This is a genomic window from Bathymodiolus thermophilus thioautotrophic gill symbiont (assembly GCF_003711265.1).
GTDB lineage: Bacteria > Pseudomonadota > Gammaproteobacteria > PS1 > Pseudothioglobaceae > Thiodubiliella.
Genome location: NZ_CP024634.1, coordinates 219126 through 233389 on the forward strand (window position 1 = coordinate 219126; position 14264 = coordinate 233389).

The 14264-nt window shown below is 38.5% G+C and carries 5 protein-coding genes; 4 read left to right on the forward strand and 1 reads right to left on the reverse strand.

Features of this window, described 5'->3' with window-relative positions:
* Positions 1-102 precede the first annotated feature (102 nt).
* Both MS2017_RS00695 and MS2017_RS00700 read left to right on the forward strand, forming a co-directional pair.
* On the forward strand, positions 103-1707 hold the full coding sequence (locus tag MS2017_RS00695) for a hypothetical protein (RefSeq protein ID WP_122950934.1): 1605 nt from the start codon (positions 103-105) through the stop codon (positions 1705-1707).
* Between the two features lie 878 nt (positions 1708-2585).
* Positions 2586-3566 (forward strand): hypothetical protein, encoded by a 981-nt coding sequence (locus tag MS2017_RS00700; protein WP_122950935.1) that lies wholly within the window; start codon positions 2586-2588, stop codon positions 3564-3566.
* A gap of 582 nt (positions 3567-4148) precedes the next feature.
* On the opposite strand, the gene MS2017_RS00705 is transcribed toward MS2017_RS00700, so the two are convergent.
* Positions 4149-5153, reverse strand: a complete 1005-nt coding sequence (locus tag MS2017_RS00705; RefSeq protein WP_122950936.1) for an IS5 family transposase — start codon at positions 5151-5153, stop codon at positions 4149-4151.
* Between the two features lie 471 nt (positions 5154-5624).
* On the opposite strand from MS2017_RS00705, the gene MS2017_RS00710 reads away from it, so the two are divergent.
* Both MS2017_RS00710 and MS2017_RS00715 read left to right on the forward strand, forming a co-directional pair.
* Positions 5625-6578 (forward strand): hypothetical protein, encoded by a 954-nt coding sequence (locus MS2017_RS00710; RefSeq protein WP_122950937.1) that lies wholly within the window; start codon positions 5625-5627, stop codon positions 6576-6578.
* 216 nt (positions 6579-6794) lie between these two features.
* Positions 6795-14180, forward strand: coding sequence for an FISUMP domain-containing protein (locus MS2017_RS00715; RefSeq protein ID WP_164707555.1), 7386 nt, complete (start codon positions 6795-6797; stop codon positions 14178-14180).
* Positions 14181-14264 lie beyond the last annotated feature (84 nt).

Sequence of the window (14264 nt, forward strand, 5' to 3'; positions counted from 1 at the left end):
TGATTTTTGAAACAGTGTTGCCTGTCAGAAATTGCATAATATAAGACAAATCACAGGCACCAAGAAGCGTAATTGTATTTACAAAGTAATATAGGATATTTTATGATATTAACAAAATTTAATTTTTCAACACTCATTTTTAGTGCTTTATTGACATTCAATATTAATGCCACTATATGCACACCATCAGAGAACGATGAATTTGATGAAGAAATATCGCAACAAGAAGGCGCCGATCCAAGCATTGAAGAAGAAATCATGCCCACAGAAAGTGAGTATGTTAGTTCTGTTGAAGAAAATGTCAGCTCAGTAGCAGCAGAAACCTCTGAACTCTTAGAAGATGCCGTAATGGATACAGCCATGATAACAGCAGAAGAAGCCGTAGCAGTTTTAGGCGTTATTGGCATAGTTGTGGTAGTAGGAATAATGGTTTACCGAGTGGTAACAGTCTTTTCAAACCCTGCATCAACCACAAAGGACAAAGTAATAACTGTGCTTTCTGTACTCTCTCCAGTCGCTGACTTCTTTTCGACAATAGTTAACGATTTTGGTCTTTCACCAGGCGACAAGGCAAGAAAAAAAGTTGACGATGCATTATCTGACGCTACCACTGATAGATACAGTTACAAGGTCAACACTCAAGAGACCTCAAACCTAGATTCATTGGTATCAAAAATCGAAAAACACCTTACAGACTCAATAAACAACACAAGCAGCATAAGAGGAGTTCGAATTAATTATGACCAAATATTACTGCGTCATTATGCAGAAAAATATTTGTTAACCGCTAAAAACATGTATAGCAGTTTACCCAATATATACGCAAGACAATGGATGAAAGCCTCACCAGATTTTATCGCCCTAGATAACGCCCTTGAAAGCGCAGTTAAAGGTGAAAAATTTGACTTACCCGATATCATTTCCAGCAAAACGCGCACACTTTGTGGCATCAACGACGACAATGATTCTCTAAGTCTTAGTAACAAATCTGCCAATCAAGTAAAGAGATGTGTAAACGGTATTTTTTATGATTATAAAACCCATTTCAGCGCCTATTCTTTAGACGATTTAATCACAATCAGCACACCTGACCTTGGACAAACCCCTCCCGTGGAAGTTGTTAAAAGTACCACATTTCGTGACTTCCTAGTCGCTTATGCAGGAACTTATAATCATTTTTTAAGCACTATCAAAGTCAGTTATGCCAGTGGCATCTATAAAGAAAAAGCCAGAGTAGAAAGAATGATTTGCGTCAAACAAAAAACTGCCGCAGAGGACTTCTTAGTAAAAGCAAAAGCAAATGTATGGAGCCTAGCAAGCCTTATATTTAGTGCAGCCAATAACATTGATGGCTCTGGACGAAGCAAAGCCCCTATTTGTTGGGATGGTAAACGCTATATGTGTAGCTCATATATCAAATATAATCGCTCTAAGGACCCCTCCGTTCCCCTAGCATTAGATAAAATAGACACACTACAAGTATTAATAGATGACGCATACAATAGCTGTACTGAAGGAGAATATGACGGCGGAGCCTCCCATGGCGCACTTATCTATGCCTTAAATACAGATCGTTTTTACCCCATGCTTGATAAAGGCGATACCGCCAAGTTATTCACCAATATATTCCGTGGCGTCAAAACAAACCTCGTGCTTTCTGTTAAACAAAAACTCAAAATCTTGTATGAAAGCAAAAAACAGAAGTAGTATAGGCAAGTTTGATTCTATAAGTACTGCAAGTGCTGTTTAAATAAATAAATGTAGGTTTTTTAGGGATTCTATTCTATATGGCTTTATGTGAATTTATGTGATTCTATATTGAATTTTGCTAATCATCCATATTTACGCAAAGGTCTCTATATGTTTTATTTGTTAAAGATTTTGAGCTGAATACAACAACAAAGTGTATTGTTGTGTGATGTGCTTATTCCTGAGATTTTGTTTGGGGGTGTTTTTAGTGTGAGGAAATGTAAGGTGGTTTTTTCTTTTGAATATTTGAGTGATTAATTTTAAATTTTGTTGTGCTTATCCAGCATTGTATTTTTAAAAGGTGGATTGATACTTTAATAAAACCTTAAGTATAAAATACTGTTTCAAGTGTGGCATTCGCCTCACTCATAGGTTTAGGTGGTTGTTTTTTTTGTAAATGCTAGACGAAGCAAGAGGTGGCGTTAGGCTTGTGATTTCTATTTTTTGATTCTGAAAATTAAAAGTTTATTGATAATATCAAGTTTAAAATTTTTATAAACGCAGTAAGGTTTGGTTGCGTACAAAAGGAATATTGTTGTCTTTGTATATCTATCCGCTAGATTCAATGTTTTTTGGTTGAAGTCATTATGCCAACTAGGTTTCCTGCGTTTTTAATTTTTATATTTGGATTGAAAGGCTGTTTTTAAATTAACTGGCATTGCGTTAGTTTATAATTTCAAACATTTATAATCTAAATGTAAAAATACACCATTGGGCTTGCCCTTTTTGAAGGGCGTTAAAGAATGTTTTTTTTATTTGAATTAGAATTTAATAAACATAAGTTTGCAATAATTCGGTAGATTGAATTATTATGGTTTGTAATTTAAGGAGAAAAAATGGGAACAATAAGATTAAGTATTTTAAGTTTCTTGCTTTTTAGTAGTTTTAATGTACTAGGTGCCGCATGTATGGATAGGAATAAAGACAGAATTCTAAATTCTTCCTATAATGCAAGCAATAAGTCATGTGTATGCGCCCCTGGGTATAACGGAACTATTTCAGGAAATGGGGACAATGGGTTTAGAGGGGCATGTACCTTCGTTAAAGCCTCTACAGGCGTATCGCCAGCTGCATGGGTTGTGCCTATCGTTGCGATAGGGTTTGCAAGTGTTGCTACTGGTGGCTACTATATTTATAAAACCAGCGCAACTAGCGTAACAAGCACACACAGTTCAGTTGCAAGGGTTAATACGAAAATTTTAGAAAAGACCATTATAGAACTTATGGATAACGAAAGACTTGCTTATCTTGACCCTGAAGAGCAAAACGCTAGCGCCTCTGAGATTAACAATATACGCTCTGATTTTAACCCTGCTAACCCCTTAGGAGTCAAAGTTAGCCCAAATATGATATCAGGTGGCTATTCGCTGGAAAAACCCATAGATGAACTGTCGGTTGAATCGTATTATGTACCCCATGATGAATTTTCAGCTGGACTGTTTGATTCAACAGTAGGATCGCCCCTGTCTAACGATGGGACTGGCGGTAATACTGGTGGCAATGACTATATATATAACACAATACAAAAAAATCATCATAAAGAGTGGAATTTACGAGTTGAAAATTATTCAGACGCAGTAATAAGTTTAGATGGACTTAGCAGTCAGGTGAAAGATGCTAAAGAAAATATTCTTGAAGAAATTAAGTTAAATGCAGCGAGCAATGGAGAAGAGGCAAAAATAGGGGGATATTTTGAAAGTCAAGCAGTTTCTAATCCCGGTATTGCCGATATTATTGAAGCAAATGCTATTATCAGAGACCCTAAATATCGAGACATAGGCAGGTGGAATAGAGCAAGGATTAGAAGGAGAAGGTGATTTAGAAGGTTATAAGTAATGCTTTAAATTCAAAACAAGTAACCAAGGATGTTATATTTAGTTACCTCATTGAATTTGATGCGATACACAAACAAAAAATAACACAAATTTGATTAGGCTATTATGTTGAACAAAGCCCATTCTTTTTAAAATTATGATGTAATTTTAATTTTTTAACAAAGATAGTGTTGCTATTTTACAACAGAGATTAATTGTACAAATAGTTAAGGTGTCAATTATTGGCTTATTCATGGATTGTTGAACCCTTCTTGTTATATTGGCAAAATCATTAGAAGTTCGTTCTATTCTGATGTTGTAACATATTAACCCAACAAGAGCCCCCTACATTAGACATGAATGTTTAATGTAGGGGTCTCATTGTATGAACAGTAGTTGACAACCTAATGCAAAAAAAGACCCCTGCATAGCACCCTAAAACCAACCATCAAAACCCAAAACCCTCAATTTTTGACTTTTCAAAGTCAAAAAACATATAAAACCCAGCTTTCATTAAAAAAATCATCAATATCAACTATAAATCGCTCATTTTTTACTCTTTCCACAAAAAAGACACAATAATCCCTAGGTTGTATTTAATCCCTTGTTAATATAAACATTCGCCGCTCTAACTAGATTATAAGCAATAGCTTTAAGATTAACTTCGCTGGCAACTTTCTCTAAACCAATATAACGACTTCTTGCCAAACCATAAGTGCGTTTGAGCGTACCAAAGGTGCGTTCAACCACAAACCTTCTTTTGCTGATTGCTTTATTGCGTAATTTATTCCAATGACTCATTTGCTTGCCTTTGGGTTTTTTGCGCATAATACCATCTCTTAACTTTTGTGCTTTAAGTGCTTCACTATTAGCTTGAGAGGCTGCTCCTTTGTCGTATAAAACTCTTACGCCTTTTTGATTGCCTGCCTGTTTAACATTTTCTTCAAAATGAGTCATTTCACTATCATTAGCAGGGTGCGTAGTGGCTTTGTTAATTAATCCATTGGCATCAGTTGTTACTACTGATGAATATCCATAAGTGTATTTTCCCGCCTTAAATGTCCATCTTGCATCTTTATCATCTGAATATTGAATTGGGTTACTATCAATCTCATAAACCTCACCAGTTTTGTGTGTTGTAATAATCTTCTTAGTGCGTCTAGCACTTTGAATTAAGGTTGCATCCATGGCAACATGTTTGCCATTAGAGAGTTTGAGTTGATTATTCTCAAGCATAAGATTGATGCTACTCAAAAGTCTATCAAATAGATTTTGTTTGATTAGTTTGGTTCTAAATCTGCCAATGGTTGTAGCATCAGGTTTGTTGCCACTTAGGCTAAAGTTGCAAAAGTTAATAAAGACTAAATCTCTACTAAGACTATCAGCCAACTTCTCATCAGAGAGATTGTGCCATGTGCCTATTAATAGCGCTTTAAACAGACTAACAGCAGAATAGTCAACTTTAATATGAGACAGATCTTTGGCTATAACTTCCCAATCGATAACTTTGTTAATGATGTCTAGTTGGGAGTTTGGTATGTTGATAAAACTATCAGCAAAGGTTTGTTCTTGAGTGGTTTTAACTCGCATTTTTTTGTAAGTGTCTGATAATTATAGTATTTTATCATAAATTCTAATGTTTGCATAAGGTTTTGAGGGTTGATTTGTGATTTTTTGTTGGGTTTTTTAGTTTAATGCAGGGGTCTTAAAAAGTTAAAAGTTCATTGGCGACATTAAGTTTGCAGTTTAAAACTTTCATAAATACAGTAAGACTGAAAAGGAGGTGATTGCTCACCCATTGAACGAAGTGGTTTTTTGATTAAAACCATTATATTCAGCTAGACTCCCTACATTTTTAATTTTTTTATTTAAATTAGGAGGCTATTTAAAGTTAACCAGTGTATAATTTCCAAAAAATATATAATCCAAGTTGTAAAGATGCATTATTGGATTTACCCTCTTCAAAAAAGGGTTTATATTTGAATTAAAATTTAATAAAGATACACCCGTAATAATTTGATAGAGACTAATATTATTATGGTTTGTAGTTGAGGAAGAGCAGTGAGAGCAGTAAAGTTAAGTATTTTGAGTTTGTTACTTTTTGGTATTTTTAATGCGCAAGTTTTAGCTGGCGAATGTAGTCGTGGGGCTGGTAGAGCAGATATTCTGCATTCTTTTTATAATAAGAATACGAATCCACCCTCTTGCACATGTATATCTGGGTATGGAGATAACGGGACTATTAAAAGAAACATAGATGGCAAGTTTAGCGGGACATGCACCCTTATCGAAGACTCCACAAGTTCATCGCCAGCCTCATGGGCTGTTCCTGTTGCTATAATAGGGGCTACAGTGGTTGCAGGTGCTGTTGGTGCTGGCTACTACTTTTATAAAGCCAGTGCAACAAGTGTAGAAACTCCGGCTGTAGAGATTGAAATGAATACTTTAGGGGAAGAGGTTCGATCCATTGCTAACGATAACATTTTCCAAGAAGTAGATGATCCAGAATATGCCTCTATCTCTGATATTAATATGATACGCAATAATTATGACCCCGCTGGCACTCCCTCGGATCCTGATTTGATAGATGGCATTTATTCAGTACAAAAACCCATTGACGAACTTCCAATTGAATCGAATTATTCTGAACCTTGGGATAAGCGACCATTTCCGCCTGAAAATGAGGCTGCTGGCGATGAACCCGCATATGCTACAGTAAATAAAAATCGTAATAAAGAGTGGAGCGCCCAAGATCCAGATGAAGAAATAAATTTAGATAAGTTTAGCGAACAAGTGAAAGATGTCCAAGAAAATGTTCTTGAAGAAGGTCGGTTGAGTGAGGCGAGTGGCGGAGAAGAGTTAAAAATAGATGGACTCTTTGAAGAGCAAGCAGTTTCCGATCCTGGTATTCCTTTTGAAGCAAATGTTATCATTAAAGATCCCGCATACGAGGACATCGACAAATGGAACAAAGAAAAAACATTAGAAGACAGCGACCCAGAAGAGTGTGGCTAGCATCTCAAATTCAAAATAAGTAACCAAAGGCGTTATACTAAGTTACTCATCGAATTCAACACAACACATTAAACAAAAAATAACGCAAGTTTGATTAGGCTATTTATATTAAAAAAAAGCCTATTCTTTTTAAAATTACAATGTAATTTTAATTTTTTAACAAAGATAGTTTTACTAAACAAAGACAGTTTTACTATTTATAACAGAGATTTAATTATGCAAACAGTTAAAACACTAATTATCGGTTTATTTATTTATGGATTGTCAGGTATTGGTATATCAGCAAAATCATTAGAAAACCCGTTTTATTCTGATGTTGTAACATACCAACCTAATGTGCCAATATTTACCCCTTATGACCTTAACGACCCTGCTGAGTCAATGGTACCAACAGTCACTTCTGACAAACCTAGCAATCCTGTTGACAATTCAACACCAAGCAACTTTGTACCAATACCAATAGCCACCCCTTATAGCGCTAACCCCTCTATTGAATCCACACCAGGAAATACCTCTCCCACATCAGAACTAATATCAGCACCAACACAGACACCAATACAGATACCAACACCAACACCTGCACCAGCACCAGTGCCAACACCAGGCGACACCACTGATACTGATACCGACGCACTTTCTAGAATTATGTCTGAGATGTTTGTGTCCAATATGTTTAAAAACCATGACATATATACAGAATTCCTTGGACATCTACACACATCGTTATCACTTAACGACAACTTCAAAACACTTGACGATTTTTTAAACACAAGGTGTTATGATAAATGTGACACACAATCAATTTTTGCCGTACTTGAAAAATTAAGAGTTAGAAACTTGTTCTTTTGGATTGGAAAATACCACACCAATTTAAAATTTAACGACAAAGGTCAAACATTCACAGTTTTTATAACAAACGGCGCCAAAGTTAATAACGGCAAAGTCGAAGATGGCTCTGTCTTTATAAACAATATCCCCATTTATAATGCCACATTTATAAACAGACAACTAACTTGGGACTACAACCCCAACTTAATACAATCTAATAAATCTAAAGGCAACCTTACCTTCTCTGATTTTTTCCTTGAAGATTCTTACATAGGCCACAGTTTTCTTGGCACACTGATGGTTAACAGCAAAATCACAGGAAAGGAAGAAACCCATAAATTCATAGGTTTCTCTCATGTTCGCACACCCACCAAATTATCAGCAAAGAAAAAAGGTCACTCAAAAAATGACTCAAGCAACAACTCAGGTGGCACCTCAGGAACAGACAACGCCTCAGGAAGTGGAACAGGCAACGCCTCAAACGACCCAGGCATCTCAGACAATAACCCAGAACACGACTCCGACTTTGGCCCAGGCATCAACTACCGTCCAAAACCAATGGGCGTTGGCGCAATTGACTACAAAACCCACATTTTCGGCTCACAAGTATGGACCGTTGAAAACATGCGTCATTTCCCAGACGGACGCATGACAGGTGTGTCACTTGGCAGCAGCGATGATGTCAAATATTATGAATGGTCTGCCGCCATGAACGCAGAACACAAAGAAGAATCACAAGGTATTTGTGCCTCAGGCTGGCATATTCCAACAGATGCAGATTGGAAAAAACTAGAAGGCTACCTCCAAATGAGTAAAGCCAATCAAGATAAAGACAACGCTTATCGTGGCAAGGATCAAGCCAGCATGCTTCACCAAGGTCGTTTTAACGCTGAATTATTAGGATTTTTCCAAAGTAACAACCTAAAGGAAGAAGGCAACAAAGCTTACTTCACCAGTTCCACCAAATCCACCAAGGCAGGAAACTTTACAGGTCGTAAAATCTCCACTGTGCCTGTATCCGCTACGCGTTTTATATTAATCAGACAAGTTACTTTTAGCGAAATGGCAATAGGCGAAGTAGAAGTAATGTACCAAGGCAAAAACATTGCACTCCATAAAAAAACGACCGCCTATGAAAGTAGCCCCTTACCTTCCAAACCCTCCGCCCTTTCCAAATTCTTCTCTCCCACCCCAAGCAAGACAAATGTTGCCACTGGTGGTAACAAAGATTCCCAGAATGACAAGATAGGTCCCGCACCTTTCGTTCGAGCAAATGTAGATGCCATCGTTGATGGCAAAGTAAGCACCGGCTTCTTAGGTAACACTTACTCAAATGACGGATGGATAGCCATTGACCTAGGTGCAGAATACAAAATTGACAGCATTAAAATTAAAGATTTAATCCGTAATTCCAAGCGCATTTCAGCCAAAGAATTAGCCATCTTTACTTCTAAAAAAGCAATAAGCACTCAAAAAACATTACAAGAACTTAGAGTTGACCCTGAAGTTAGCAGTGTTGGAATCAGCATCATGAGACCTTCAACCGACCCTGATCATAATTTTATCATCGCCGACACAACACTAGATTTGTGGCGTGGTGATATAGACAACAGCATTGGCTCCAGTGTACGCTGTGTTCAAGACGACACCACACCAGCCTTAGTTGCCACTAGCACTGAAAACAATCTTCAAATTGGCAGACCCATGAAATCCCCCATTCGAGTTTTTAATCTTGCATCAGGCTTAATTAACAGCTGGTCAATCAAACCCGCACTTAACAATGGCTTAGCATTTGACATTAAAACAGGCACAATCTCAGGCACTCCTAACAAACTTCAAAACAGAACAAAATATGAAGTTACCGCCACCAATGACAAAGGCGCAAGCCCTATTGCCGTGTATATTACAATTTCACCAATATTTGTAAATAGCATTGAAGTATCAGGCAAGAGTGTTCTAAAAATCGGCGAATCCATCCAACTTAGTGCCACTATCAGCCCTAGCGATGCCAGCAATAAAACCCTTTCATGGTTGGTAGATAAAGCAGCAAGTATTGACAGTAAAACAGGTAAAGTAACTGGCCTTAAAGAAGGTATTGCCAGTATCAGAGCTGTTTCTAATAGCGGCCTTGTAGTCGGCAGATTCGAAATACTGGTTGTCAATTCACGAACCGTTACTATCAATAAAAAACCTTATAAAATTATTTTATCCGAAGCAACAGGAAAAGCTTGGCTAGACAGAAACTTAGGTGCATCTCGAACTTGTAAAACCCTCAAGGACGCTAGTTGCTATGGTAATTTATACCAATGGGGCAGAGGCAACGATGGCCACCAGCTTAAAACATATGTGAAAAAAACCGCGATTTTAGCAAGTAGCATTACACCAAATCATGGCAATTTTATAATGAACAGCGCCACGGACACTAATTCAAACGGCCAAATGACAGCCAACACTGAGGGAGGAGACAACAATTCAATCATTATTGTTACCAGCCCAAGCAACGACTGGACAGCAGCAGGCGTTGACGAATCAGGTGACAAAAGAATAGCAGCTTGGAGCAAAACTGGCGTTAACAACATTTGCCCAGCAGGCTTTAAAGTACCAACTTCCGATGAGTTAAAAGCTGAAACTGAAGCCAGCACCGCAGCCGGAAAAACAGGCGTAAACACTTTATTAAAATTACCATTAAGTGGCAATCGCAACACCAAAGGTAAATTAAAGAATCTTGGACAAAAAGGCTTTTATTGGACCAAAAGCATTGTCAATCCAGCACCTGGCAAATATTTGGTCGATAGCCTTGAACTTGATGACAGCGGCAACACCTCCTTTTTAGGAAAAGATCGCGTTCAAGGTTTTAGTGTGCGTTGCATAAAAGACATTGATTCTAGCGCCCCCATTATTCTCCCTAGTACCAATCAGCTAAACACCCAAATTGGCGAAAACATTACCCCAATTACCTTCGCTAATTTTGGCACCGATGTTACTCAATGGTCTATCAGTCCAATGTTTTACAATGGCCTATCTTTTGACAGCCATACCGGCACAATTTCAGGCAAACCAAATAAAGTAACACCAAAAGCCTACTATAGCATTACTGCCACTAACGACTTTGGCACAGACACTGTAACAGTTGGCATTACCATAAACTCTGTTGAGGTACCCGTTACCAATATTCAACTGAGTCACAACACCATGCAAGTCGCAGGCAAGAATGTTCTTAGAGTAGGAGAAACCGTCCAACTTAATGCTGAAATTACCCCTAATAACGCCACCATCAAAGATGTCTTATGGAAAGTAAAATCTGATCATGCAATCATTTCTGGATCACATGGCGTTGCGACACTTACAGGTATTAGCACAGGTATGGCAGAAGTTTATGCCACTTCTCTAGATGGAGAATATGTGGTTGCCAAACTCACTATCCATGTTATTAACACTGTATTTAAAGGAAAAATCTACAACACAGTTGTCTCGCCAAAAACCAAACGAGTTTGGCTAGATAGAAATCTAGGCGCAAATCAAGTTTGTGTCGATAACAACAGCAGTGAATGTTATGGTGGTTTGTATCAATTTGGACGATCTACAGATGGACACCAACGACGCATAAACACAAACATGAAGCGCAAACAAGCAGACTCCATCCAACCGAGTGGAAATACATTCTACACCAATCAAAATCAAATTACATCTTTGACTTATGAAACAGACCCGTACAACATAACAGTTCTAGAGATGCAAAGGCTCAATTATGATGACAAAATACATGCATCACAAAAATATGATTGGACAGTAGCCGACACAGAAGGTTCTTCTCGCATTAAATTCTGGTCCAACAATAAAAACGGCATTTGCCCAGCTGGTTTCGAAGTGCCCAGCATAGACGAACTAAAAGCTGAAATGGGATATTTCTCAGCATCCAGCAGCACCACAGCACTCCAAGGTTTCTTAAAATTACCAGCAGCAGGTAAACGCCGATTGTATGATGGCGCCATAAAAAGCGAAGGTATTGAAGGATATTACTGGAGTAAAACACCCCTTCAATCTCACCACACACAAAGTTTGGTTTTCTCTCCAGCCAGCATGAAGGTATACAATGATTTCAGCGAGGATCCAAATTACTACATGGATAGGCAAAACCTAGGTAACGAAAGCCCTATTGAAGGATTCTTTGCTGATGTTGGTAATTTCTTTACTGGCAACTCATCCCCTATCATTAATAAATCAGTCACAGGAAAATCCCCCGTCAGAACACACACAGCCAACGCCAATGGTTACAGTGTTCGCTGTATAAAAAGTGAAGTAATGACGGCTGGTGGCATTAACTATAGTGCTGTCAAAATTGCCGGTCAAGTATGGACAATCAATACCATGCGTCATGGCGATGGCACGACCCCTAGCTACAGTAGCGCAAAAGCTGGATTAACAGGAAAAGTATATAAATACGGTGCTGCTGTAAACTATTCAGAAGAAAGCAACACACAAGGAATTTGCGCATCAGGTTGGCATATCCCAAGTAAAAAAGATTGGAACACCTTAAAAGAATACATAAGTGCCAGTCATGACAAAATGGCCTCCTCTTTATTTCCTGGCGTGGAAGCAGGTGTACTTAAACAAGGAAACCATATTATATTAGAAGAAGGCAACAAGCATTTCTTCCTATGGTCTTCTGGCTATCAAAAATCAATGATAAATGTAAAAAATGCCCAAGTGCGTTGCATAAAAGATGTAGAAGCAATGGAAGTAGGCGGCATTCAATACAAAACCGTTAAAATTGGCGCCCAAGTATGGACAGCTGAAAATATGCGCCATATTAGTGGCAGCACCAATGGCGTGCATTCCCATAATAACGACGCAAGTAACGACAAAATATACGGAAAATACTACACTTGGCATGCCGCCATGAAAGGCACCATTAAAGAGGGCGCACAAGGAATTTGCGCATTAGGCTGGCACATCCCAACAGCTCGTGATTGGAGAATATTGCAAGAGTATCTAGGTGTAAATGTTGCTGAATTAAATTCAAACAAAGCATCATGGCGCGGTACCGATCAAGGCAAACAACTCAAAGTAGGCGGTGCCAGTGGATTTGGCGCAATTATGACAGGCATCATCAACAATGGCACTGTACAGTTATTCAGCAAGACCATCAAACAAACCTATTTTTGGTCCTCCAGCCAAAAGTCCTCTGATACCAGCACATCTTGGAAACTGGCATTAGACCTCTCAAAATCTGAAGTCTATTACGGAACTGCTTATAAAAATAGCGGTGCCAGCGTGCGTTGCATCAAGAATAGCGAAGCCGAAATGGAAACAGGTGGCATTACCTACAAAACCATCAAGATTGGCGACCAAATATGGACAGCAGAAAATATGCGCCACGGCACCAACAGTGCAGAAAATGGCATTTATTCTTATGACGACAAACCAAGTAATGATAAATTATATGGCAAAATCTACACATGGTCTGCCGCCATGAAAGGCGCCACTGTAGAAGGCTCACAAGGAATTTGTGCAAAAAATTGGCGCATTGCAACAGACAATGACTGGAAAAAATTAGAAAGTTATTTAGGTATGAGCAAAGAATTCACCAACGCAGAAAACGCTTGGCGTGGCACCGACCAAGGCGCCCAACTCAAAGAGAGTAGCGGCATTGGCTTTAGTTCCCTTCTCCGAGAAGGCGACGGTCCTTTCGGTGTCTCCGCCCTAGTAGCATCCATGTGGACCTCAACATCAGCCAGCGATTCTAGTACCGCTTATTCAAGAACATTAGAAGGTGGAAAAGGCCAAATTTATAGAGGCGCTAATTCCAAAATTTTCCCTCTTGGTGTGCGCTGCATAAAACAACAAGCAATGATAGACACCAATGTGGCTTTGCATCAACTAACCACACAATCTTCTTTCCGCAATAATTCTCACAAGGCTATTGATGGCATAACTCACGGTGACTACTTCAAAGCAGGTGCCGGTACCAGCCATACTGACTCAGAAAAAAATCCTTGGTGGATGGTAGACTTAGGCAAAGAGTATCTTATTGACAAAATCAATATCTTCAATCGAACCGACTGCTGTAAAGACAGATTGGATAATTATCGAGTTGCCATCTCTAACAACCCCGGCATTCATGAACCTAGTTATACACATGATTTCCATGGCTCTCCCGATCCCAAGAAAACAATTGATTTATCCAGACATCATGCAAAAGGTCGTTATGTCAGAATTACACTCCTTGGAGACAACAAACGCGTTTTATCCTTAGCAGAAGTTCAAGTTATGGTGAAAGAAAATATTTTCACCATCACCGAAGATGCAAAGAAAGCATTGTCAGCAAGATCAATAAATATGGCATTGAACAAACACACAGCACAGTCTGCCTTTGGATTGTCTGCTAGCAAACGAGCTGTTGATGGCGACACCAATGGTGACTATTTCCATGGCAGTATCTCCGTAACTGGATCTAGTACACATAACACTTGGTGGTATGTTGATTTAGGGGAGCAAGTGCATATTGAAAAAATCAATATCTTCAATCGAACCGACTGCTGTAAAGGCAGGCTGAAAGCTTATAGAGTTACTGTTTCCGATGATGAAGACTTCCTACAGATTAAGTATATAAACGAGTTCCACACTGCTCCTGATCAAAAAGCAACCATTGACTTATCTGAATATAAGGTAATCGGTCGTTATGTTAGAATTGAGTCAATTAAACTTGTTGGCGAAGAATCATTTTTATCTTTAGCAGAGGTTCAAGTGATGGGCGTTCCCGCTCCCGATTAGAAAACGGGTAATATTTGATTTTTGAAACAGTGTTGCCTGTCAGAAATTGCATAATATAAGACAAATCACAGGCACCAAGAAGCG

What these genes read in the sequence shown, in the direction of transcription:
- MS2017_RS00715 (WP_164707555.1), top strand. Translation starts at nt 6,795, where the DNA reads ATGCAAACAGTTAAAACACTAATTATCGGTTTATTTATTTATGGATTG.
- MS2017_RS00705 (WP_122950936.1), bottom strand. Translation starts at nt 5,153, where the DNA reads ATGCGAGTTAAAACCACTCAAGAACAAACCTTTGCTGATAGTTTTATC.
- MS2017_RS00695 (WP_122950934.1), top strand. Translation starts at nt 103, where the DNA reads ATGATATTAACAAAATTTAATTTTTCAACACTCATTTTTAGTGCTTTA.
- MS2017_RS00700 (WP_122950935.1), top strand. Translation starts at nt 2,586, where the DNA reads ATGGGAACAATAAGATTAAGTATTTTAAGTTTCTTGCTTTTTAGTAGT.